The sequence below is a fragment of the Novosphingobium sp. BL-S-34 genome (assembly GCF_056857015.1).
In genome coordinates this window covers 956445-978840 of the sequence record NZ_CM166472.1, presented here as the reverse complement: position 1 = coordinate 978840, position 22396 = coordinate 956445, and the positions used below count along the sequence as shown (strand labels likewise).

20 protein-coding genes are annotated in these 22396 nt (G+C 66.6%); 15 read left to right on the top strand and 5 right to left on the bottom strand.

The window, feature by feature from the left end:
• Positions 1-86: 86 nt before the first annotated feature.
• The 4 genes from AC1VV3_RS04550 (at position 87) to mtnP (ending at position 2995) form a co-directional block, all read left to right on the top strand.
• The gene (locus tag AC1VV3_RS04550) at positions 87-407 is read left to right on the top strand and encodes a hypothetical protein (RefSeq protein WP_482961969.1); all 321 of its coding nucleotides are present in this window, start codon (positions 87-89) and stop codon (positions 405-407) included.
• 248 nt (positions 408-655) lie between these two features.
• Positions 656-1441: an SDR family oxidoreductase gene (locus AC1VV3_RS04545; RefSeq protein ID WP_431566931.1), complete on the top strand. Its 786-nt coding sequence runs from the start codon at positions 656-658 to the stop codon at positions 1439-1441.
• A 32-nt stretch (positions 1442-1473) separates the two neighbouring features.
• Positions 1474-2115: a TetR family transcriptional regulator gene (locus AC1VV3_RS04540; protein WP_132263401.1), complete on the top strand. Its 642-nt coding sequence runs from the start codon at positions 1474-1476 to the stop codon at positions 2113-2115.
• Positions 2105-2995, top strand: a complete 891-nt coding sequence (gene mtnP / locus AC1VV3_RS04535) for an S-methyl-5'-thioadenosine phosphorylase (protein ID WP_431566930.1) — start codon at positions 2105-2107, stop codon at positions 2993-2995. The genes AC1VV3_RS04540 and mtnP overlap by 11 nt, the downstream gene beginning before the upstream one ends.
• A 52-nt stretch (positions 2996-3047) precedes the next feature.
• Here mtnP and AC1VV3_RS04530 read toward each other — a convergent pair whose 3' ends face one another.
• Positions 3048-3728 (bottom strand): SDR family NAD(P)-dependent oxidoreductase, encoded by a 681-nt coding sequence (locus AC1VV3_RS04530; protein ID WP_134093145.1) that lies wholly within the window; start codon positions 3726-3728, stop codon positions 3048-3050.
• Positions 3729-3935: 207 nt separating this feature from the next.
• A complete protein-coding gene (locus tag AC1VV3_RS04525) occupies positions 3936-4415 on the bottom strand; it encodes a peroxiredoxin (protein WP_132263396.1) in 480 nt (159 codons plus the stop codon).
• A gap of 183 nt (positions 4416-4598) precedes the next feature.
• Here AC1VV3_RS04525 and AC1VV3_RS04520 point away from each other — a divergent pair, with 183 nt between their 5' ends.
• Positions 4599-5105 (top strand): S-adenosyl-L-homocysteine hydrolase, encoded by a 507-nt coding sequence (locus tag AC1VV3_RS04520; protein WP_132263394.1) that lies wholly within the window; start codon positions 4599-4601, stop codon positions 5103-5105.
• Between the two features lie 257 nt (positions 5106-5362).
• Entirely contained in the window at positions 5363-7576 is a 2214-nt protein-coding gene (locus AC1VV3_RS04515; protein WP_431566929.1) for a TonB-dependent receptor, read from the top strand.
• 149 nt (positions 7577-7725) lie between these two features.
• On the opposite strand, the gene AC1VV3_RS04510 is transcribed toward AC1VV3_RS04515, so the two are convergent.
• The gene (locus AC1VV3_RS04510) at positions 7726-8403 is read right to left on the bottom strand and encodes a TetR/AcrR family transcriptional regulator (RefSeq protein WP_132263391.1); all 678 of its coding nucleotides are present in this window, start codon (positions 8401-8403) and stop codon (positions 7726-7728) included.
• A gap of 110 nt (positions 8404-8513) precedes the next feature.
• Between AC1VV3_RS04510 and AC1VV3_RS04505 the strand changes: the two genes are divergently transcribed.
• The 3 genes from AC1VV3_RS04505 (at position 8514) to AC1VV3_RS04495 (ending at position 12670) form a co-directional block, all read left to right on the top strand.
• Positions 8514-9626 carry an LLM class flavin-dependent oxidoreductase gene (locus tag AC1VV3_RS04505; protein ID WP_132263389.1) on the top strand — a complete coding sequence of 371 codons (1113 nt, stop codon included), beginning with the start codon at positions 8514-8516 and terminating at the stop codon, positions 9624-9626.
• 63 nt (positions 9627-9689) lie between these two features.
• Complete coding sequence (locus AC1VV3_RS04500; RefSeq protein WP_431566928.1) at positions 9690-10292, top strand: NADPH-dependent FMN reductase; 603 nt, start codon at positions 9690-9692, stop codon at positions 10290-10292.
• Positions 10289-12670, top strand: coding sequence for a beta-glucosidase (locus tag AC1VV3_RS04495; protein WP_431566927.1), 2382 nt, complete (start codon positions 10289-10291; stop codon positions 12668-12670). Before AC1VV3_RS04500 ends, AC1VV3_RS04495 begins: the two co-directional genes overlap by 4 nt.
• A gap of 80 nt (positions 12671-12750) precedes the next feature.
• Here AC1VV3_RS04495 and AC1VV3_RS04490 read toward each other — a convergent pair whose 3' ends face one another.
• A complete protein-coding gene (locus tag AC1VV3_RS04490) occupies positions 12751-13962 on the bottom strand; it encodes an MFS transporter (protein ID WP_314465830.1) in 1212 nt (403 codons plus the stop codon).
• A 154-nt stretch (positions 13963-14116) separates the two neighbouring features.
• Here AC1VV3_RS04490 and AC1VV3_RS04485 point away from each other — a divergent pair, with 154 nt between their 5' ends.
• From AC1VV3_RS04485 to AC1VV3_RS04460, 6 genes are all read left to right on the top strand, one after another.
• The gene (locus AC1VV3_RS04485) at positions 14117-15238 is read left to right on the top strand and encodes a Gfo/Idh/MocA family protein (RefSeq protein WP_431566926.1); all 1122 of its coding nucleotides are present in this window, start codon (positions 14117-14119) and stop codon (positions 15236-15238) included.
• A 17-nt stretch (positions 15239-15255) separates the two neighbouring features.
• The gene (locus AC1VV3_RS04480) at positions 15256-16314 is read left to right on the top strand and encodes a sugar phosphate isomerase/epimerase family protein (protein ID WP_431566925.1); all 1059 of its coding nucleotides are present in this window, start codon (positions 15256-15258) and stop codon (positions 16312-16314) included.
• Positions 16311-16943, top strand: coding sequence for a gluconate 2-dehydrogenase subunit 3 family protein (locus AC1VV3_RS04475; protein WP_431566924.1), 633 nt, complete (start codon positions 16311-16313; stop codon positions 16941-16943). Before AC1VV3_RS04480 ends, AC1VV3_RS04475 begins: the two co-directional genes overlap by 4 nt.
• A gap of 2 nt (positions 16944-16945) precedes the next feature.
• Positions 16946-18670 (top strand): GMC oxidoreductase, encoded by a 1725-nt coding sequence (locus AC1VV3_RS04470; RefSeq protein ID WP_431566923.1) that lies wholly within the window; start codon positions 16946-16948, stop codon positions 18668-18670.
• Positions 18667-20094, top strand: coding sequence for an MFS transporter (locus tag AC1VV3_RS04465; RefSeq protein WP_431566922.1), 1428 nt, complete (start codon positions 18667-18669; stop codon positions 20092-20094). The genes AC1VV3_RS04470 and AC1VV3_RS04465 overlap by 4 nt, the downstream gene beginning before the upstream one ends.
• Positions 20095-20306: 212 nt before the next feature.
• Positions 20307-21338, top strand: a complete 1032-nt coding sequence (locus AC1VV3_RS04460) for a Rieske 2Fe-2S domain-containing protein (RefSeq protein ID WP_431566921.1) — start codon at positions 20307-20309, stop codon at positions 21336-21338.
• Positions 21339-21386: 48 nt separating this feature from the next.
• Here the strand turns inward: AC1VV3_RS04460 and AC1VV3_RS04455 are convergent, their stop codons facing one another.
• Positions 21387-22394: a nucleoside hydrolase gene (locus AC1VV3_RS04455; RefSeq protein WP_465128117.1), complete on the bottom strand. Its 1008-nt coding sequence runs from the start codon at positions 22392-22394 to the stop codon at positions 21387-21389.
• Between the last annotated feature and the right edge of the window lie 2 nt (positions 22395-22396).

The window sequence follows — 22396 nt, the reverse complement described above, 5'->3', positions numbered from 1 at the left end:
GCGATACGTCCCGATTTACCTTCGTTTCATCCAGTCTTTTCGGCGCGCGAACCCAAAGGTCGGCGCCACGGAGTTACACGATGCACATGATCACACGAGTTGCCGTCGCTGCCTGCGTCCTGGCAGCCAACCCCGCGCTGGCAAGCGACCCGGCGCCCCAGGTAACGGGCCAAACGATGGCGCAGACTGCACCGGTTGCGCCGGCCGCGGTTCCGGCCACGTCCGTCGCCAAGAACGACATCGAGAAGAAGGACCCGATGATCTGCCAGCGGGTGGAGGAAATCGGCTCGCGTCTGCGCGCAAAGAAGATCTGCATGAGCAAGAGCCAGTGGGAAGAACAGCGCCGCGGCGATCGTTCGAACATCGAGCGTTCGCAGATCCAGCGCGGCATGGACCCGGTGGGCTGATTCAGCGCGCCATCCTGCTCACGGAGCGGGCCCCCGCGCCGGGGCCCCCGCCGGCCGACGACGCCAGGCGACGGCGCCAGGCCATGACGCCGGGGCGCGATTTCACTCTGCCCGATTGACCTGCCGGTTTCAGCTGCTTAACCGGTTGATTAAATCGTCGGGCCTGAATCATCAGGTCCAGGTCATCGGGCAGGCATGCCCTCGCCGTTCGGTGGGGCTGGCCTGTGCGGGCAGGAAGGGGAAGCAGCATGAAACTGGACAGCAGCCTTGCCGCCGTCGTTACCGGCGCGGCATCGGGCCTGGGCGCAGCCACGGCGCGCGCGCTGGCGGAGCAGGGTGTGAAGGTCGCCGTGTTCGACCTTAACGCCGATGCCGGAGAAGCCATTGCGGCAGAGATCGGCGGCGTGTTCTGCCAGGTCGACGTGACTGACGATGCCAGCGTCGATGCCGGCTTCGCCAAGGCCCGCGCCGCTCATGGACAGGAACGGGTGCTGGTCAATTGCGCCGGCATCGCGCCTGCTTCCAGGACCGTCGGCCGGAACCGCGAGACCGGCGCGCCGCGCGCGCACGACATGGCCCTGTTCGAGAAGGCCATCGGCATCAATCTCATCGGCACTTTCCGCTGCATCAGCAAGGCGGCGGCGGGCATGGTCACGCTCGATCCCGTCGATGACGCCGGGGCGCGGGGCGCCATCGTCAACACGGCCTCGATCGCGGCGCAGGACGGGCAGATCGGGCAGGCGGCCTATGCGGCGTCGAAAGGCGGTGTGCTGGCGATGACCCTGCCGATCGCGCGCGACCTCATGAGTGAGGGAATCCGCGTGAACACGATCCTCCCCGGCATTTTCGAGACGCCGATGATGACCGGCATGCCGCAGCAGGTACAGGATTCGCTGGCCGCCATGGTTCCGTTCCCCAAGCGCCTGGGCAAGCCGGACGAATATGCGAAGCTCGCTCTCTTCATGCTGGAGCATGACTATATGAACGGCGAATCCGTCCGGCTCGACGGCGCGATCCGCATGGGCCCGAAGTAAGCGTTTCGGGGAACAGGGGCGGAAACCGGGACATGGCGCAAGGCAATTCCACAAGCGAGACCGGCGCGCCGCCGCCCGGCGCCCGCGCCCAGTTGCTCGAGACGGCGAGCGCCATCATGCGTGACGGCGACGTGATCGACATCTCGCTGTCCGAACTGTCGCTACGCTCGGGCCTCAATTCGGCGCTGGTGAAGTACTACTTCGGCAACAAGGCCGGGCTGCTCAAGGCGCTGCTCGACCGCGACTGGCAATCGATCGTCACCAGCGTCGACGCGCTGGTGGCCAAGGACGGCTGGTCGCCCGAGGCCAAGTTGCGGCGCCATCTCTGGAAGGTCGTCGATACCTTCTACGAGGTTCCCTACCTGAACCGCCTGACCATGCGCATGGTGCGCGAAAGCGACGATACCGAGGCGCGCCGCATTGCCGACTGCTACCTCTCGCCGATCTACCGCGCCTATGAACAGCTCATTGGCGACGGTGTGCGGGCAGGGGTGTTCCGTGAAATCGATCCGCAACTTTTCTACTTCACGGTGACCGGGGCGGTGGACCGATTCTTCTCGGCGCGGCTGGTGCTGAAGCATTGCTTCGACCAGGACACGTTGACCGAGGAACTGCGCGACCGCTACCGCGAACACACGATCGACATCATCATGGCAGGTATCCTTGCGCGCTGAAAAAAGCAGCTTCTGGCACATCGGCATTCTGGGCGGATCGGGTCTCGCCGCCGGCATCGAACTGGACGAGGCGCAGGAGATCACGGTCTCCAGCCCCTTCGGCGCGCCTTCCGGCCCGGTGACCACCGGCTGGCTTGGTGGTGTGCGCTTCACGTTCATCGCACGCCACGGCGCGGGTCACGCCATTCCGCCATCCGCCGTGAATTACCGGGCCAATATCGACGTGCTCAAGCGCTGCGGCGCTACCGACGTGCTGGCGCTCTCCGCGATCGGCTCGCTGCGTGAGGAGATGGCGCCGGGGCACATGGTCATGGTCGACCAGTTCATCGACCGGACCACGGGGCGTACGGGCAGCTTCTTCGGCACGGGGCTGGTCGCGCATGTCAGCCTGGCCGATCCCGTCTGCCCGCGCCTTTCCGCAATGGCAGGGGCTGCGGCCGAAGCGGCGGGAGCCAGGGTCCATCGCGCCGGCTGCTACCTCGCGATGGAGGGGCCGCAGTTCTCGACCCGCGCGGAAAGCCGGATGTATCGGAACTGGGGCGCCGACGTGATCGGCATGACCGGCATGCCCGAAGCGAAGCTCGCGCGGGAGGCGGAGCTTCCTTACGCCATGCTGGGCATGGTCACTGACTACGATTCCTGGCGCGAGGAAGAGGCCGGCGTCGAAGTCAGCCATGTCCTGGAAGTTATGCATGCCAATGCAAAAGTCGCGCGCGACATGCTGCGGAGCCTGGCGGCCGGCCTACCGCCCGAACGCGCACCCAGCCCCATCGACCGGGCGCTCGATCATGCCTTGATAACCGCGCCCGATGCGCGCGACCCGGCACTGGTGGCGCGGCTCGATGCCGTGGCCTGCCGCCTGTTCGGCGAGCGGGACTGATCTTCCGGGACAGGCGCGGGCCGGGCTGAGGCCCGTCATCCCCGCCTGGGCCTTAGCCTCCGCGCGTGACCGGGATCAGCGCTCCGGTAACGGCGCGGCCGGCGTCGGAGGCGAGGAAGGCGATCACGTCCGCTATCGCTTCGGGCTGAACCCAGGTGGCGAAGTCCGCATCCGGCATGTCCGCCCGGTTGGTCGGCGTGTCGATGATGCTGGGCAGGATGGCGTTGACGGTGACGCGGGTGCCGGCGAGTTCTTCGGCGAGCGCCTCGGTCAGGCGGTGGACGCCCGACTTGGAAGCGGCGTAGGCGCCCATGCCCATGCCGGCCTTTACCGCCGCTCCGGCGCCGATGCTGATGACCCGGCCCGCCGCCGATGCCTTGAGTTGGGGCAGGGCAAGCTGGGTGATCGTGGCCGCCGTCGTGAGGTTCATGGCCTGCATGCGCGCCCAGCTCGCCAGCGATCCGCCTTCCAGCGTTTCCCAGGTGAAGCCGCCCGCGACATTGACCAGCACGTCGATCCCGCCATGCGCAGCGGCAACCCGGTCGAGCGCGGACTGGGTGGCGGCGGCGTCGGTCAGGTCCACGCCGCCGATGTCGAGCGCGCCGACCAGCGGGTCACGGGCCTCGGGCGCGAAGTCGATACGCGCCACCTTGTCGCCGGTGCGGGCGAATGCGGCGGCCACTGCCGCGCCGAGAATGCCGAAACCACCGGTGACGATAACCGAACGTGCCATGAAAACTCCTCACTTTGGCGCGAGGCTAGCCATCCGTCCGGGTCGCGGCAAGGCGCCATCGGCCTGGACGGAAAGCCAACGCCCCGTCGATGCCGCAAGGGCAAAGGAAAGGGCGGCCGTCCCCCAGGAAGGCCGCCCCTGGTCCAGGCGAAAGGCCATTTCGGCCAGTTCGCCCGGGGCGCCTTTCAGCGCCTTTTCACATGCAGTTCAGAGCTGGCCGAGCATGTGGTCGGCGGAGCTGACTTCGAAGGCACCGGGCGCCTCGACGTTGATCTGCTCCACCACGCCGTCGTTCACGACCATCGAGAAGCGCTGGCCGCGGTGGCCCATGCCGAAGCCGGTGCCGTCCATCACCAGGTCCATGGCCTTCACGAAGTCGCCATTGCCGTCGGACAGCATGGTGACATCGGCAGAGCCCGAGGCCTTGCCCCAGGCGCCCATCACGAAGGCGTCGTTGACGGCGGTGCAGGCGATCTCGTCGACGCCCTTGGCCTTCAGTTCGGCGGCCTTGTCCACGAAGCCAGGCAGGTGCTTGGCCGAGCAGGTCGGGGTGAAGGCGCCGGGAACCGAGAACAGCGCGACCTTGCGGCCGGCGAAGAACGCCGCGCTCTGCACGGGTTCGGGGCCGCTTTCGCCGGCCTTGATCAGCTTCACGTCAGGCAGCTTGTCTCCAACGGCGATGGTCATCGTGTAAATCCTTCTGATGCAAGTCGATTGCGACGGTGCAGATATAGAGTGCCGGCGCGCTCCGGCAATGTCGCGGCCGGAGATTGCACGCCTCGTCACCGGCTTTAGGCGATGTTAACCAACTCGTGTAAACTCTTGCCCTGGGACGGGACGAAAACCCGCCATTGGAGGAGGAGCACGAAGATGAGCAACAAGCCTGAAACGCGCGTAAGCAAAAGCCGATCCTTCCTGGCGATCGCAGGCGCGGTGGCCGCGCTGGCAGCGCTCCCGGCAGCAGCCGCTCCGAAACCGGCGGCGATCGGCGATGACGGATCGGAACGCGTGCAGCGTCTGGACGCGATGCTGAAAGTCACGGCCATGCGGTGCGAGAGCCGGGGAGAGGGCTTCGATACCGATTACCGCACGTTCAGCCGGCAGCATCGCGGCGATCTCGACACGGCGGCGCGGCACATGCGCAGCGCCTATCTCCATGCCTATGGCGCGAAGAACGGCCAGCGCGCGCTGGAGCGGATGAACCTCGGGATGGCGAACCAGTACGGCGCCGGACATCCCTGGCTGGATTGCGGACAGCTGCGGCAAGTGACGCAGGGCCTCGCCATCGCCATCGGGCGCGAGCCTCTGGTCGAGACCGCCGGGCAGCTGCTGGGCTATCGTCCGGTGCAGACCATACCGGCGCTGGCCATCCGCTAGGGACATCCGCAAAGGCGGCTGACGGCCAGTTTCGGGGGCTATTCCGCCGTCCGAACCACCCCCCGAAAAACCATCGCATCGCACCGAAGGCGGCGCGTTTCCGGCTTTTGAGCCCAGGAAACGCGCCGCCTTTCGCGTGTGCTTCACGAAGGCGCTCTGCTGCCTTGACGGGTGCCGATTCGTGATCTAATTAGAATAAGCATTCCGGTTTTATAAAGGCGCCCGATCGCAAAGCGGCGCCGACTAGGGAGAGTTTGATGAGACTGGCATTCGTGCTTCTTTCCACGTCCGCGCTGGCCGTTCCGATGACCGCCATGGCCCAGACGGAATCCGCGCCGCAGCCTGCCGGCGAAACCGCGGCGCAGGAACAGCCCACCGGCCTTGGCGACATCATCGTCACTGCCAACCGCACGGCTTCGAGCGCGCAGGACACGCCGACCGCGCTCAACGTCTATTCGGGTGATGCACTGCGCGATGCCGGCATCGCTTCGGTGCGCGACCTTGCGTCGATCGACGCCAGCGTGAACATCTCTCCGTCCGCAGGCGCAGCTTATGTCGCGGTGCGCGGCATTGCCTCGACCGACGTGACGGAAATCGGCGACCCGTCCGTTCCCGTGTCGCGTGACGGTTTCTACACCAACCGTTCTTTCTCGCTGAACTCGTCGATGTACGATCTGGCGCGCATCGAAGTGCTGAAGGGCCCGCAGGGCACGCTCAACGGCCGTAACTCGACCGGCGGCCTGGTGAGCATCATCACCAATCGCCCGCAGTTCGTGAACGGCGGCTATAGCGCGGTCGAAGTGGGCAACTTCGGCGCGTTCACCGGTGAGATGGGCGCGAACCTGGCAGTGAGCGATACGTTCGCGATCCGCGCCTCGGGCACGTACCTGACCCACAAGGGCTATCGCAAGATCGACGGACCGACCACCTCCGGGGACGACGAGGACTTCGCCTCGGGCCGTATCCAGGCGATGTACAAGTCGGGCGGTCTTTCGGCATGGGTGTCCTACCAGCACGATTCCCGCACCGTGAACGGCGATGCCATCCTGCGCGGCACGCTGGGCGGGCCGAAGCCCAGCTTCAAGGACCTGGGCGCCTTCCCGGGCGATGCTGCACAGAAGACCACGCTGGAGGGGGACCGCGTCCGCTGGGAGCTGGCCTACTCGACCGACAGCAATCTCAACTTCATCTATGCCGGCGGCTACGACAGCCAGAACTGGCACAACGTTCTCGACGCCACCGGCCCGGAATATCCCGCCAACCGCCAGTTCCGCCAGAACGAGCGCCCGAAGACCTGGAACCACGAATTCCGGGTGAGCAACGACAGCGCATCGAAGCTGTTCTTCCAGGCCGGCTATTTCCGGTTCAGCGAGAACAACACGGTCGATTCCGGCCTGTTCAACCTCGACATGACCGGCCTGTTCGCGGATGGCGGTCCCTTGGCGGCGCTCGGCCAGCCGGACCAGTACGGCATCAAGTTCGACTACAAGATCAAGACGCGCTCGCAGGCCGTGTTCGCCCAGGTCGACTACGACCTGACCGACCAGCTCGAACTCAGCCTTGGCGGCCGCTACACCTGGGACAAGAAAGTGCGCAGCGGGCAGGCGTTCCTGGACCTGCAGGCCCTGTCCAGCCCCTTCGCGCCGGCCTTGAGCTTCCCGGTGGCGGGCGACGGCAGGCTGAGCGACGGGCAGCCGACCTGGCATGTCGGCCTGAACTATCGTCCCATGCCTGACACGCTGATCTATGCGAAGTACGACCGCGGCTACAAGTCCGGCGGCTTCAATTCGAACGGCAGTTCCGCTTCGGTGCCTTACGATCCCGAGCAGCTGGATGCCTTCGAGATCGGCACCAAGAACTCGCTGATGGGCAACAAGCTGCAGCTCAATGGCGACGTGTTTTATTCGAACTACCGTGGCTACCAGGCCTCGCAGACCTCGGACGTGCTCCAGGGCAGCGGCATCTTCAACGTCGGTTCGGCGAAGATCTTCGGCGTCGAAGGCGAAGTGAAGGCGCTCCTGGGCGAAACCACCCGGATCGGCATCAATGCGGCCTACCTGCACACCAAGTTCGGGGACGGCATCATCGTCGACGACGGCGATGGCAATCCGCAGGACATCAGCGGCAATCGCCTGCCCAATGCCCCGTCGTTCACCGTCACCGGTTCGATCGACCAGGACTTCGTCGTGGGTGCCGGCAAGGTCACTGCCCATGCCGACGCGAAGTTCTCGTCGAAGTACTACTTCTCGGCCTTCAACGTCGACGACATCTCGACCGACGATTTCGTGGTCGCCAATGCTTCGCTCGGTTACGAGCCGGACGTAGGCGGCTGGAAGGTGATCGCCTTCGTGCGCAACATCTTCGACAAGAACGTGCTGGCCTATGCGCAGCAGAACTTCGTCTCGCACACCAACAACTACCAGTTCCAGCCCCCGCGTACTTACGGCGTGCGGGCGAGCGTCAACTTCTGACGCCGGATACCGTCTTCGCGGGCCTGCATTTCTCCTCCGCGGGCCCGCGGCAAACTGCCCCACGCAAAATGGGGAGGGGCGTGGCATCGCTGCCGCGCCCCTTATTTTGTGCGGCCGGGATCAGCCGGCCGCGAATCTCGCGCTTCTGTTCAGAAGTCGGTCTTGAGATAGGCCAGGCACATCCGGCCCAGCTCGATCTTCAGTTCTTTCCAGTCCTGCGGATGGACCGATTCTCCGGTGGAACCGAGGCTCAGCTGGCGGGCGAGCGTGGCGAAGATGATCTGGTAGGCGGCATTGGCCTTGCGCTCGTGATCGCTGCCGCCGAACTGGTCGCTGTAGTTCAGCATGGCACCGATCCCCAGGGCGGCGGCACGGTTGGCGCTCTGGCGGCCGGGACCGGCGACCAGTGGGTCGAAAGCGGCGCGGGCCATGCTCTGGCGCAGGAGCGGCGCTTCCTCGCGCAGCAGTTCGGCGTAGTTCTCGACGAAGGCCGGAACGACGGTGACCAGCGAGTCGGACTGCTCATGCACGCGGGCCATCATCTCGTCCTCGCGCACTTCCATGCGCTTGAGATGATTGCCGATCACGGCGCGGACGAGGTTCTCCTTGCTTTCGAACCGCAAGTAGATGGACCCGATCGAGACGCTGCCTTCCTGGCTCACTTCCTGGAGGGTGAACTCTTCGCTTCCGCGTTCGAGCATGAGTTTTTCGGCCGCCGCGACCATGCGTTCGAGCGACGCCTTGCTGCGCCCCTGCTGGGGCTTGCGGCTGACGGAATCGACGGCGAGCTTTTTTTCAGCCGAGCGGGGCTTTGCGCGTGTTGACATGGCAGCAACAAACAGCCTATCGAAATCAGAACGTCAATTCTAATTCATATTTATTTCACACCGGCACGCACGCCATCGCGGCGGCGGCAATGACCCCAAGGGAGGGGAAGATGCGTTTTTCCGTATTTCTGAACGCCCGATCGCTCGGTCCCGAACAGGATCGCAGGCTGATGAAGGACCTTGAGGGGCACGCGAAACTGGCGGCCGATCTCGATTACGATGCCATCTTCCTGCCGGACCATCACTTCAACGGCTACATGCCGGTGGCCAGCGACAGCTTCATCTTCGCCGCTTATCTCGCCGCGCAGATGCCGAAGATGCATTTCGGCTTTTCGGTCGTCTCCGTGCCGCTGCACCACCCGGTGCGCCTTGCCGAGCGGATCAACATCCTGGACCAGCTGACCGACGGCAAGCTGCTGGTGGGCGTCGGTTCGGGCACCACGCCGGAAGAGATGATCGGCTTCGCGGTGGACTACCGGGATGCCGGTTCGATCGCGGAGAACAACCTGGCGCTGGCGGAACAGCTCTGGGCCAAGGGCATGGAAGACCCCGCCGTCGTGATCGACAACGGGCCTTACAAGGGCCGCGTGCTCCAGCGCATCACGCCTGCGCCTTATACGCCGGGTCATGCACGCCTGATGCCGGTGGCGATGAAGGAAGCCAGCGCGCGCCGTGCGGCGGAGAACGGCTGGCCGGCGTTCATCCCGGCCTTCACCCCGCCCAGGATCGGCGGCACCGAGCCCTTCGTCCACGTCAAGAAGTGGTTCGACATCTACAAGGGCTTCCTGCTCGATGCCGGGCATGACGATGCCGTGGTGAAGTCCGCGCTCGACTGGACGACTCACACCTATCAGGTGGTCCATGTGGCCGAGAGCGACGACCAGGCGCGCGAGGAACTGGAAGTGATCCTGCGCAGCTACCAGGAAGCGATCGAGCGCGAGGCCGAATTCAACGCCCGCGCCGAGAGCGACGATGCCAACAAGAAGACCGACAGGACGCCCGACGCCCTCAGCGACGACTGGATCGGCACCTGGTGCCTCTACGGTTCGCCCGAGACGGTTCAGGCGCATCTGGCGCCTTATGCCGAACTCGGCATCGGCAACGTGCTCTGCGGCACGACCACCGGCCCGCTGACCGAGCAGCGCCTCGCCTATGGCGACCAGACGCTGCGCCTGATGGCGGAGAAGGTGATGCCGGCGTTCAAGGCCGCAGTGCCGGCCTGAGGCTTTCGATACCGACATGACGGCGCGGCCCGCAAGAAGGCCGCGCCGGTTTAGGAGAATGCGATGACCGTGATTTCGCCCGCCGCTCCCCGGCGGATCGTGGGCCTCGGCGGAACGTTCCGCCAGGCCTCCTCCAGCGAGCGGATCGTGCGCGCCGTGCTGGCCGAATGCGCGGCACTGGGCGCCGAGACAGTGATGTTCGACGGGCCCGCGCTTGCGGGCCTGCCGCATTTCAACCCCGAGAAACCCGACCGCACGCCCGAGGAACAGGCGCTGGTGGAGGCCGTGCGCGGCGCTGACGGTATCGTCATCGGCAGCCCCGGCTATCACGGCGGCTATTCGGGCCTCGTCAAGAATGCGGTCGACCTGCTGGAAGACTTGCGCGGCGATAGGCGCGTCTATTTCGACGGGCGGCCGGTGGGCCTGGTGGTCACGGCGGCGGGCTGGCAGGCCTGCGGCACCACGCTTTCCGCCTTGCGCGACGTGGTCCATGCGATGCGCGGCTGGCCGACGCCGGTGGGCGTTGCAGTCAACTCGGTGGAGCAGAAGCCTTTCGCGCCGGACGGAACGCTGGCCGACGAAGGCATTGCCCGCGCCGTGCGTGCCCAGGCCGAGCAGATCATGGGCTTTCGCATGGCGCCGAGCCCGGTGGAGGTCGCCGCATGAGCGATGTGACTTTGGCGCAATCCTGCGCGCTCACGGCCGGCGGGTCGATGTGGTCGACACTGGCCGTGCCGGAAGCGGGGATCCCGTCTTTCACCATGTCCGATGGCCCGCTCGGCATCGCCAGCGGCAAAGTGGATGAGCGCGACATCGCCTTGCTCAGCCCTTGTTCGACCCTGCTGGGCGCCACCTGGGACCGCGACCTCACCCGCCGTATCGGCGCCCTGGTGGGCAGCGAGGCCGTGGCGCGCGGCGTGGATGCGGTGCTGGCGCCCAATCTCAATCTCGCGCGCAGTCCGCTGGCGGGCCGGGCCTTCGAGTATTTCTCCGAGGATCCGGTGCTGACCGGCGTGCTCGGCGCGGAATGGGTCAGGGGCCTGCAGTCGACCGGCACTGGCTCGGTCGCCAAGCACCTGGTCTGCAACGACAGCGAAACCGCGCGGGACGAAGTGGATGTGCGCCTGGACGAGCGCACCTTGCGCGAAGTCTACCTGCTGCCGTTCCAATACGCGGTGGAGGCGGGCTGCGTGGGCCTGCTGGCCGCCTACAACAAGGTCAATGGCGCCTGGTGCGCGGAGCAGGGCCATGTCCTGACCGAAGTGGTGAAGCAGGATTGGGGCTTCGATGGGCTCATCATGAGCGACTGGTTCGGCACCCATTCCAGCGAGGGCACGATCAATGCCGGCCTCGATCTGGAAATGCCGGGGCCGGCGCGGTTCATGGGGGGCAAGCTGGAGGCGGCGGTATCCGCAGGGGCGGTCGATCCGGCGCGCATCGAGGATGCGGCATCGCGCGTGGCCTCGGTCGCGCGCCGGGTCACTGCGAACAAGGCGCCGCCGATCCCCGCAGCCGAGGCCGAGGCGCTGCTGGTGGAGGCGGCAGCGGCCGGCTTCACCCTGCTGCGCAATGAGAGGGACATGCTCCCGCTCGCGCCGGGATCGGTGAAGACGCTGGCGGTCATCGGCCCCAATGCCTGGGCGCCGTGCTTCCAGGGCGGGACATTCGCGAAGATCTCGATCTCGCCCGATGCGCCGACCCCGGTGGACGCGCTGCGCGAGACTTACGGCGAGTCCTGCGAGATCCTGTTCGCGCCGGGCGTCGATCCGCAGCCGCGCCTGCCGAACATGAGCGTGACGCCCGCGATCGACATCGGCGACGGCTGCACGCGCGGCATGACGCTGGAATACTTCGCCGCGCCGGAATGTGCGGGCGAAGTGCTCACCCGCGAGACGCGCGATACCAATTCGCTGGTCTGGTTCGTGGGCGTGCATGAGCAGGCGCGTTTCATGGAGCCCGGCTCGGTGCGCGCCAGCGGACGCTACACCGCAGAGCGCAGCGGCGAGCACAAGCTGCACCTCGGTTCGACCGGCGCGGCACGCATCCTCGTCGATGGCAGGGAAGTGCTGCGCGCCGGGGGCGAGGTTCCTGCGGGCGACGTGATGGGCGTGCTGAAGCGCGGCGATTCCGATGCCGTCAGCCTGGATCTTGCCGAAGGGCAGGACGTGGCGATCACGGTCGAGTTCTCGTGGACCGGCGGGCGCGTGCAAGGTCTCTGGTATGGCCTGCGCAGCCCCGGCAGCGCCAAGGAAATGCTCCAGGTCGCTGTCGATGCTGCACAGGCAGCGGATGCCGTGTTCCTGATCGTGGGGGAAACCTCCGATTCCAGCGTGGAAAGCAAGGACCGGCCGGATACGCTGCTTCCCGCCGAGCAGCTTCGCCTGATCGAGGCGGTGACGGCGGCCAATCCGCGCACGGCGGTGATCGTCAATGTCGGCCATGCCTTCGACAGCGCGTGGGAGGAGAAGGCAGCGGCGCTGCTTGCCGTCTGGTATCCGGGTGAGGGCTTCGCCCGCGCGCTGGCGGATGTGCTCTCCGGCGCGCGCGAGCCTGGCGGCCGTCTGCCGGTGACGTTCGCGGCGAACGAGGCGGACTATCCGGCTTTCGCGCTCCAGCCTGCGGAGGACGGTTCGCTGACTTACGCCGAAGGCACCTTGCTGGGCTATCGCGGCCTTGCCGCCAGCGGCACGGCCGCGCGTCATCCCTTCGGTTCGGGCATGGGCTATGCGCGCTTCGCATGGGACGATGCTGCGGTGGAGGGCAGCATGCTGCACGTCACCGTGGCCAATCTGTCGGACCGCGGGGGCAGCGATGTCGTGCAGGTCTATCGCGACCATCCCGAACGCGCGCTGGTGGGTTTCGCCCGCGTCGTTCTGGCTTCCGGGGAGCGCCGCCGCATCGCTGTGCCGCTGGAACCCCGCGCGCTCCAGCGTTGGGGGACAGAGGGCTGGGAGCCGGTTGCTGACCGGCCGACGCTGCGGCTTGCACGGCATTGCGAAGATGCCGGACTGGCCGTCGAAATGGAGATCGCTGCGCTGACCTGAAGCGCAGCATTTTGCGGAAAAGGAAAGGCCCGCCGGGATCGCTCCCGGCGGGCCTTTCTGCTTTTGCTCTGCCTGACAGATCAGGCCATCAGCGGCGTCCGTCCGCGGGTCATGCCCATCGTCAGCGCGCCGATGGCGACCACCAGCGAGACCACGCCGGCAGTGACGAAAGCGCCCTGCATGGAGCCGGTCGCGCCGCTGGCCTGATGCACCAACACGGGTGAGATGAACTGGCCGAAGAAGAACGAGCCGGTCCAGATGCCCATGCCCCGGCCGCGATGCTCGAAGGGGAACTTGGTCTGGGCCCAGGCGATCAGCGAGGGAACCGCCATGCCCGCGCCGGTCTGCTGGATGGCCAGGCCGGCGATCATCTCGGCTGGATTGCGGGCGAGGCCGATCACCGCGAGGCCGGTGCCGAGAATGGCGAGGAAGGCCCCGAGCTGCACGCCGTTCGAACGGCCCGACAGGATTCGGAACAGCAGCGCGCCCAGGATCACGAACAGGCTGGGCAGGAAGCTCATCTTGGCGACGGCGCCCGGATCGGTCACCCCCACTTCACCGAAAGCGATGCTGCCATTGACGATGAAGACGTAGTACTGCGCGGCGGAGAACAGCGTCAACGCGGCGACGCCAAGCGCGGCGCCCAGCGGGAAGCGGGCTTTGTCGCCGGTGGCTTCCGCAGGTGCGTCGTCATGCGCGGCGCGGCCCTTGGGCTCGTAGAGGAAGGCCAGCATCGCGAAGTAGATCGGGAAGGCGACGAGGTAGACAAGGAAACCGCCGTTCCACTTCATCGACGCGACCAGGCCCGACATCAGGATCACGCCGGAAGCCAGGAATGGGCCCACCACGCCTTGCAGGAACAGCCAGTTGCGGCGGCTTTCATTGTCCCAGTAGTCGCCGATCAGGGTGTTGACGATGGTCAGGATGCCCGCCTCGCAAATGCCCAGCGCCAGGCGGCTGGCGAAGATCTGGTTCAGGTCGTCCAGGAAGAAGGGCAGGGTGCCGAACAGTCCGTAGAAGAACGTGCAGATCAGCAGCAGCCGGCGGCGGCCGAACTTGTCCACGAACCAGCCTGCGAACGGGGCGAGGATGGCGATGGTCAGGCCCGGCGCGGTGACCATCAGCGGCACCTTGGCGGCGGCGTTCGGGTCCGTGTGGAAGTGCGCGATCATCGACGCCACGATCGGGAACATCGACACGATCGCGAAGATCGGAAGGAAAGCCGCGATGACGATCGTCATGCCCTGCGGCTTCATGGTGAGCTTGCTGAAGAATCGGGAAACCGGGTTCATGCCTCTCCGCCCGCGCCGCTGACCGGCGCTATATTAGAATTGCTATTCTCTTTTTGTTATCGGTGATTTTGATCGCGGTCAATGCCATCGAAGGCCTTGACCGATGGGCTTCGATAAAATTAGAACCATCATTACAAATCATACGAGAGGAAGCATGACGAAAGCGCGCCTGCGGATGGGCATGGTGGGTGGAGGGCCAGGGTCCTTCATCGGCCCGGTGCACCGAATCGCTGCCGAACTGGACCGTGAGATCGAACTGGTGGCGGGCGCCTTCAGCAGCGATGCCGCGCGTTCGCGGCAGGCGGGCGAGAGCTATCGCATCGATCCCGCGCGGGCTTATCCCGATCTCGCGGCGATGCTGCGCGAAGAGGCGGCGCGGGAGGACGGGATCGATTTCGTTGCGGTGACGACGCCCAACTTCCATCACCTGCCTGCCGTGAAAGCCGCGCTCGCGGCCGGTATCCCGGTGATCTGCGACAAGCCTGCCACCGCCACCCTGGCCGAAGCCGAGGAGATGGCGGCGCTGGTGGCGGCTGCGGGATTGCCCTTCGCGCTGACCTACACTTACTCCGGCTATCCGCTGGTGCGCGAGGCCCGCGCCCGCGTCGCGGCCGGAGCGCTGGGCGCGATCCGCAAGGTCGTGGTCGAATATCCGCAAGGCTGGCTTGCCGCCGAGGCAGAGGGCAAGCAGGCCGAATGGCGCGTCGATCCTGCGCGCGCGGGCGCCGGCGGCTGCATTGCCGATATCGGCGTCCATGCCTTCCAGCTTGCCGAGTTCGTCACCGGCCTGCGCGTCACCCGCATCTTCTCGGACCTTGGCGCGGTGGTGCCGGGCCGCGTGCTCGACGACGATTGCCAGATCCTGCTGCGCTTCGAGAACGGCGCGCGCGGGGCCCTGCTCGCCAGCCAGATTGCGGTGGGCGAGCGCAATGGCCTGAGCTTGCGCATCTACGGCGAGAAGGGCGGGCTCTGCTGGCGACAGGAAAGCCCGAACGAATTGCGCCTCTATCACCTCGATGGCCGCACCGAACTGGTGCAGGCGGGCGATCCGGGCCTTGGTCTCGATGCCGTAGTGGCCAGCCGGACGCCGGGCGGACATCCCGAGGGATACCTCGAAGCCTTCGCCAACCTCTACCGCGACTTCGCCAGAATGCTGCGCGGCGAGCCCGGCGCACTGGTTCCCGGCATGGCCGAGGGCCTGCGCGGGATGCACCTGATCGACCTGGCCGTGCGTGCCAGCCGCGATGACCTCGGCTGGGTCCAGTTTCCCGCCTGATCGGAACGAGAAAGACCATGAGAACCATCAAGGGCCCCGCCATCTTCCTCGCCCAGTTCGCAGGCGACGAAGCGCCGTTCAACACGTTGGAGAGCATGGCCGACTGGGCTGCGGGTCTGGGCTACAAGGGCCTGCAGGTCCCCAGCGGAGACGCGCGGCTGTTCGATCTGGAAAAGGCCGCCGAGAGCCAGACCTATTGCGACGAAGTGACCGGCATGCTGGCCGACAAGGGCCTTTGCATCACCGAACTTTCGACACATCTTCAGGGCCAGCTCGTAGCGGTCCATCCCGCCTATGACGTGCAGTTCGACGGTTTTGCTGCGCCGCATGTGCGCGGCAATCCGAAAGCGCGGCAGGCCTGGGCGGTCGAGCAGATGAAGCTGGCGGCCAAGGCGAGCCGCCGCCTCGGCCTCACCACGCAGGCCAGTTTTTCCGGCGCGCTGGCGTGGCCCTATTTCTACGCCTGGCCTCAGCGCCCCGCGGGGTTGGTCGAGGATGCCTTCGACGAACTGGCCCGGCGCTGGAAGCCGATCCTCGACGTGTTCGACGAGAACGGCGTCGACATCGGTTTCGAGCTGCACCCCGGCGAGGACCTGCACGACGGCGCGACATTCGAGATGTTCCTGGACCGCGTCGGCAACCATCCGCGCGCGAACATCCTCTATGATCCCTCGCACTTCGTGCTGCAGCAGCTGGACTACCTCGCCTTCCTCGACATCTACCACAGCCGGGTGAAGTGCTTCCATGTGAAGGATGCCGAGTTCCGCCCGAATGGCCGGGTCGGGGTCTATGGCGGCTATCAGAACTGGGCGGACCGCCCCGGCCGCTTCCGCTCGCTGGGCGATGGGCAGGTGGATTTTGGGCAGATATTCTCGAAGCTGGCGCAGTACGATTTCGCCGGCTGGGCCGTGCTCGAATGGGAATGTGCGCTCAAGCATCCCGAGCAGGGCGCGGCGGAAGGCGCACCGTTCATCGAGCGGCATATCATCCGCGTCACCGATCGGGCCTTCGACGACTTCGCCGGCAGCGGCAGTGACCGCATGCTCAATGCCCGCCTGATGGGAATCGGCGAATGAGCGGCGCGAAGAACGGCTGGAACCGCCGCGAGTTCACGGCGGGCGCGGCGCTGCTGGCGCTGGCTCTGGGGATCCCGGCGGCGGGCGTGAAGCTGACCGATCTCGACGCGGCGGACCTGCCCAGCGACCGCCAGCGCCGACTGATCGCGGATGTCTCGGACCTCGTGATTCCGCGCACCGATACGCCGGGCGCGCGCGACGTGGGCGTTGGCGACTTCGTGGTTCTGGCCCTCGCGCACGGGCTTGCGGGAACCGGCGCGCCGATGGCGTCGGAAACGATAACGGCCGCTGTGGCCCCGTTCCGCCGCCGCAACGGTTCGCTGCGCCATCTGGCCTGGCTGGAGCATAGGCTCGACCGCGCGGCGGGCGGCGACTTCCTGCGGCACGATCTTGCCGAGCGCACGCGCCTGTTGGCCGCGCTCGATGCCGAGGCTTTCGCGCAAGGCGCCCCGCCTTCGCCGTGGACCGCGCTGAAGGGCCTGATCCTCACCGGCTATTACACCAGCGAAGCGGGCGGATCGCAGGAGCTTCGCTACGAACTCGTGCCCGGCAAATGGGAGTGGGACATCCCCCTCCAGCCCGGGATGCGCGCATTTTCCAGCGACTGGACCGCAGTGGATTTCGGCTGACCATGACAAACAACACGCAATTCGATGCGCCCCAGTCCGACGCGCCCCAGTTCGATGCGATCGTCGTCGGCTCGGGCATTACCGGCGGCTGGGCGGCCAAGGAACTGACCGAGGCGGGCCTCACCGTCCTGATGGTGGAGCGCGGCCGCAATATCGAGCATCAGACCGGCTACGACACCGAACTCAAGGCGCCTTGGGAAATGCCGTTTCGCGGGCAGGGCGATGCCGAGCTTTATGCGCGGGAATACCCGGTGCAGATGCTCAACCGGCACTTCAACGAGTTCACCGAAGGCCACTTCGTCAACGATGCCGATCAGCCCTACCAGAAGGCGCCCGGCAAGGACTTCGACTGGTTCCGTTCCTACCAGCTCGGCGGTCGCTCGCTGACCTGGGGGCGGCAGTGCTATCGCTGGTCGGACTACGACTTCGGCGCCAACAAGCGCGACGGGTTCGGCACCGACTGGCCGATCCGCTATGCCGACCTGGCGCCGTGGTACGACAAAGTGGAGGACTTCGTCGGCGTCTCGGGCGCGGCGGAGGGGCTGCCGCAGCTTCCCGACGGGCGCTTCCTGCCGCCGATGGAACTGAACTGCGTCGAATCCGCAATGCGGGAGCGAATCCGGGCGAAATACCCGGACCGCGTCATGACCATCGGCCGCACCGCGAACCTTACCGAAGCGCGGCCCGAGCAAGGCCGGGGGCATTGCCAGTATCGCAGCATCTGCGCGCGGGGCTGCTCCTACGGTGCCTATTTCTCGACGCAGTCGGCGACGCTGCCCGCGGCGCAGAAGACGGGCCGGCTCAAGGTCGTCACCGATGCACAAGTACACAAGGTGGACTACGATCCGAAGAGCGGCCGCGTCACCGGCGTGCGCTGGATCGACACCAGGACCGGCGAGCACAAGGTGGCATACGCCCGCGTCGTGTTCCTGAATGCGGGCGCGTTCAACTCGGTTCACCTGATGCTGAACTCGGCCAGCGAGGCGATGCCGCAGGGCCTCGCCAATTCCAGCGGCGTGCTGGGCACGCATATCATGGACCATGCCAATACGATGGCGGCCATGGCAGTGGTGCCCGGTTTCGAAGGGCGGACGAGTTTCGGGAACCGGCCGACCGGCATCGTCATCCCGCGCTTCCGCAATCTCGACACGCTGGACGGCGAGGGCTTCACGCGCGGCTATTCGTTCCAGGGCGGCGCGCTGCAAGGCACCTGGACGCGCGGCAAGCGGATGGGCGGCATCGGCAAGGACTACAAGGAAGAGCTGCACCAGATCGGCGCCTGGACGATGGTCCTGGTGGTCTTCGCGGATTCGATGCCGCGCGCCAGCAACCGCCTGACCCTCAGCAGGCGCACCGACCCGCGCGGCGTCCGCCAGCTTGAGATCGCCTTCGCGCACGGCAAGGAGGAAATGGCCGCGCTTGCTGATGCCCACCGCGAGGCGACGGCGATGCTCACCGATGCCGGCGGCCATGTCGTCATGGGCTTCGACAAGCCCGGCCACGGCGGCACTTCCATCCACGAGATGGGCGGCGCGCGCATGGGCTGGGATCCGAAAACCTCGGTGCTCAACCGGCACAGCCAGGCGCACGACATCCCGAATCTCTTCGTCACCGACGGCGCGCAGATGAGTTCGTCGGCCTGCCAGAACCCCTCGCTCACGTACATGGCGCTTACCGCGCGCGCCTGCGCAACGGCGGTTTCGATGCTGAAGGAAGGCGTGATTTGACGGCGCTTGCGGCGCCGGCGCTTGCCGTGAACCTGACCGAGCGGCAGAAGTCGCTCGCCTATCTGACGCTGATGGTGGCGCTGGTCCTCGAGATCGTGGACGTCACCATCGTCAACACCGCGCTGCCGGTGATCGAGCAGGATTTCGGCGCGGCGGCGGCGCAGGCGCAATGGGTGGCGGCGGGCTATTCGCTGGCCTTTGCGCTGCTGCTCATGCTGGGCGGGCGGCTGGGCGATGCCTTCGGCTACAACCGCCTGTTCATCGGCGGCGTGGCTGGGTTCACTTTCGCCTCATTGCTCTGCGGAATGTCGGCCAGCCCGGACCAGCTGATTGCCGCGCGCGTGCTGCAGGGCGCGGCGGGGGCGATGATGGCGCCGCAGGTCATGGCGCTGATCCAGGTGCTGTTCGAGCCGCTGGAGCGTGTGGCGAAGCTGGCCTGGGTGGGCGTGATCGGCGGACTTTCGGCGATCTGCGGACCGATCATCGGCGGCGTGCTGATCCATGCGAACCTGTTCGATCTCGGCTGGCGAAGCGTGTTCCTGATCAATGTGCCGGTGGGCGTAGTCGCGGTCATGGTCGCGCGGCGGCTGCTTCCGGACGCGCGGTCGCCGCTCGCGCGCGGGATCGACGGGGGCGGGACCATGCTGTTCGCCGCGTCGATGGCGGCGCTGCTCTATCCCCTGGTGCGCGGGCATGATCTGGGCTGGCAGCCGTGGCATCTGGCGCTGCTGATCGCCGCGCCGGTGATGATGGCGCTTGTCTGGCGCCGGACGCTGCGCCGCCGGCGAAGGGGCGAGCCGACCTTGTTCGCGCCCGAATTGTTCCATCAACGACAGTTCTCGTTCGGTCTTGCCATCGCTCTCTGCTTCGGGGCGGCGACGGGTGGGTTCCTGTTCGTCTTCGCTTTCGGCGCGCAGAAATTGCTGAGCTTCTCGCCGCTCCAGACCGGCCTGCTGCACATACCGTTCAGTGCCGGGGTGATGCTCGGTATCGCATTCCTCGGCCGCAAGCTGGTGACCAGCCACGGCAGATGGGTGCTGGTCGGCGGGATCTCGCTGATGGCATTGTTCGCGGGTGGGACCTTGCTGTGGATCGAGAGCGGCGTGCCGTTCTGGTGGGCGCTGCCCTGTCTCGCACTGGCCGGGACCGGCATGGGCATGACCAGCGGGCCGCTGACGCCGGTGATCCTCGCCCGCGTCGATCGCAGCCATGCCGGCGCCGCGAGCGGTTTGATCAAGACCGTGCAGGAACTGGGAATGGCGCTGGGCATCGCGGTGGTCGGCACCGCCTTTTTTGCCGGGGGAGCGGCAGGCGCAGTGGGCGCCGTCCTGCCCGCGGTGGCGGCGATCGAGGGCCTCATGCTGATCTGCTTCGTGCTGGCGCTCCAGCTTCCGGCGCCGCTCTTTCCCGAGCAGGATGCTTGACTGGAATTCGCGTTCTATTTAAAACCAAGCCCAGCCTGGTAGCGGAGTCTCTCCGCTTGGGAAGTCGGCGCCGCTGCTAGAGCCGCGCCTTCATGCTGCGGGCCGCTTTGTCCTTCGGGACGACCCTTTCGGGGGTGGCGGCGCAGCATGTGAGCAGCACGATATCTGCGCACATCGTCCCGGCACTCCCCGAAAATCACTGGGAGAAGACGATGTCCGATTACGTGCGCAATCTCTGGTATCTGGGCGCCTGGGACCACGAAGTGCCCGAGGGCGGCATGCTGTCTCGCACATTGCTGGACGAGAAGTGGTTGATCGCCAGCCTGTCCGACGGGACATATGCAATGCTGACAGACCGCTGCCCGCACCGCTTCGTGCCGCTGAGCAAAGGGCGGTTGGAGCAGGATGTGATCCATTGCCCCTACCACGGGCTCGGCTTCGATCGCACCGGGGCCTGCGTGCACAATCCCTTTCCGGCGCCGCCGCCCGCGCATGCCCGCGCGCGGACGATGCCGGTGGTCCATCGCCATCGCGGACTGTGGTTCTGGCCCGGCGATCCCGAGCAGGCCGATCCCGCGTCGATCCCGGACTTCGCGTTCGTCGACCGGGAGGACATGCAGCGCAGCCGCCTCGTCATCCAGGGGCATTACGAGCTGGTGACGGACAACCTGATGGACCTGACGCATGCGGAGTTTCTCCACGTCGCCAGTTTCGGCGTGAACGGCTCGATCTTCTCGGGCCGGCAATCGGTCCTCACCGATGAGAGCGGAGCGATCTGGAACAACTGGGACATGGAGGCGGTCACCCCGCCGATGTGGGCCGCGCCGATGCTGGGCGAAGGGGACCGGGTGGACCAGTGGCTGCACATGCGCTGGCACGCGCCTGCGGCGATGGCGCTGGCGGTCGGACTGGCCCGCGCGGGGACGGGGCGCAAGGACATGGTCGTGCCGCAGATGCTCAACCCGCACATCATCACGCCGGAGACGCGTACCAGCAGCCACTACTTCTACGATCACGAGGCAACGCCCGAGGCCGAGGCCCTGGCGCGCCAGGTCTTCGTGGAGGAGGACGAACCGATGATCGAGGCGGCGCAGCAGGCGCTGGGCGAGCAGGACTTCTGGACGGCGCGTCCGGCGATCCTGGAAACCGATGCCGCCGCGATCCGCGCGCGGCGCCGGCTGATGCAGCTGCGGCGGGCAGAGGCGGGGGCGGAAGAGAAAGCCATCCTTGCCGAAGCAGGGTGAGGATCGGGGGCGGCGGCGCAGTGCGCTGCCGCTCCGTCGATCTGCGTCCTACCTGGCGTGATGCTCCTGGGCGTTCAGCATCATCAGCGCCAGGAAATCGTCGAAAGCGAGGCGGGCGTCGATCCTCGTGCAGACTCTCAGGCTGCGTCCGGCGATTTCGGCTCCGTAAGTGCCGTCGTCGTTGACGGCACGCGCCGTGACCGTCTCCAACCGGCTGCTCTCCGGCGTGAGCGTGCCCAGGACGACCGTGGGTGTATCGCCCATGGGCCAGGCGCCGCCGATATCGACGAAGTCGGGCGGCGAGGTGAAGCGATCGTAGAGCCACTGCGTGAAAGGCGAGATCGGCCGCAGCCGCGCCTCCATGTCCGCGATCGACATCTGCATCTGGCGATAGGTCGATTGCGGCACCTGGATCAGTTCCAGCGCCGGATCGCCGAGAACCCGGCGCGCGGCGGGAAGGTCGGCCATGAGATTGTATTCCCAGCCGCCCGCCGGTCCGCTGGCTGCTGCCCCAGTGCCTGACGAATAGTCTCCGCCGCCGATCCAGATCGCTTTCATGCGCCCGGCGATGCGCGGCTCCAGTTGCAGCGCGGCGGCAAGGTTGGTGAGCGGGCCGCCGCACGTGAAGACGAGCGGCAGCTTGTCCTCGCGCATGGCCTCGGCCACGATGGCCCTGGCGGCGGCGGAGGGCGTCAGCTCGCCCAGGTTCTCGGTGCCGGCGACTGTCGGAACCGCCGCGATCCCCAGGCGCTCCGCCAGTTCTATCGCGACCGCGGCGCCAAGCCGGGCCGTCCGGTCGGCAGGGCCTTGCGAGGGGAACTTGCGATCCAGCGCCGAGGATGTGACGAGCACGGTGCGCGCCTTGGGGCTGAGCAACTGATGGGCCAGCGCGACCAGCGAGTCCGGGTCGCCGGCATAGTCGTTGTCGGCAATCACGCGAACCGAGGCGCGCTGGGGGATCCGCTTGAAGTCGGCTGCGGCCAGGGGACCGTGCAGGGCAAGCGCGCTGCCCGCGCCGATCATGCCTGCCACGGCGCTGCGACGGTCCGTCATCATGG

Coding starts and splice junctions, on each gene's coding strand:
- AC1VV3_RS04460 (WP_431566921.1), top strand. CDS start 20,307: ATGTCCGATTACGTGCGCAATCTCTGGTATCTGGGCGCCTGGGACCAC.
- AC1VV3_RS04510 (WP_132263391.1), bottom strand. CDS start 8,403: ATGTCAACACGCGCAAAGCCCCGCTCGGCTGAAAAAAAGCTCGCCGTC.
- AC1VV3_RS04530 (WP_134093145.1), bottom strand. CDS start 3,728: ATGGCACGTTCGGTTATCGTCACCGGTGGTTTCGGCATTCTCGGCGCG.
- AC1VV3_RS04495 (WP_431566927.1), top strand. CDS start 10,289: ATGAGCGATGTGACTTTGGCGCAATCCTGCGCGCTCACGGCCGGCGGG.
- AC1VV3_RS04515 (WP_431566929.1), top strand. CDS start 5,363: ATGAGACTGGCATTCGTGCTTCTTTCCACGTCCGCGCTGGCCGTTCCG.
- AC1VV3_RS04550 (WP_482961969.1), top strand. CDS start 87: ATGATCACACGAGTTGCCGTCGCTGCCTGCGTCCTGGCAGCCAACCCC.
- AC1VV3_RS04525 (WP_132263396.1), bottom strand. CDS start 4,415: ATGACCATCGCCGTTGGAGACAAGCTGCCTGACGTGAAGCTGATCAAG.
- AC1VV3_RS04475 (WP_431566924.1), top strand. CDS start 16,311: ATGAGCGGCGCGAAGAACGGCTGGAACCGCCGCGAGTTCACGGCGGGC.
- AC1VV3_RS04505 (WP_132263389.1), top strand. CDS start 8,514: ATGCGTTTTTCCGTATTTCTGAACGCCCGATCGCTCGGTCCCGAACAG.
- AC1VV3_RS04490 (WP_314465830.1), bottom strand. CDS start 13,962: ATGAACCCGGTTTCCCGATTCTTCAGCAAGCTCACCATGAAGCCGCAG.
- AC1VV3_RS04480 (WP_431566925.1), top strand. CDS start 15,256: ATGAGAACCATCAAGGGCCCCGCCATCTTCCTCGCCCAGTTCGCAGGC.
- AC1VV3_RS04545 (WP_431566931.1), top strand. CDS start 656: ATGAAACTGGACAGCAGCCTTGCCGCCGTCGTTACCGGCGCGGCATCG.
- AC1VV3_RS04485 (WP_431566926.1), top strand. CDS start 14,117: ATGACGAAAGCGCGCCTGCGGATGGGCATGGTGGGTGGAGGGCCAGGG.
- AC1VV3_RS04455 (WP_465128117.1), bottom strand. CDS start 22,394: ATGATGACGGACCGTCGCAGCGCCGTGGCAGGCATGATCGGCGCGGGC.
- AC1VV3_RS04500 (WP_431566928.1), top strand. CDS start 9,690: ATGACCGTGATTTCGCCCGCCGCTCCCCGGCGGATCGTGGGCCTCGGC.
- AC1VV3_RS04540 (WP_132263401.1), top strand. CDS start 1,474: ATGGCGCAAGGCAATTCCACAAGCGAGACCGGCGCGCCGCCGCCCGGC.
- AC1VV3_RS04520 (WP_132263394.1), top strand. CDS start 4,599: ATGAGCAACAAGCCTGAAACGCGCGTAAGCAAAAGCCGATCCTTCCTG.
- AC1VV3_RS04470 (WP_431566923.1), top strand. CDS start 16,946: ATGACAAACAACACGCAATTCGATGCGCCCCAGTCCGACGCGCCCCAG.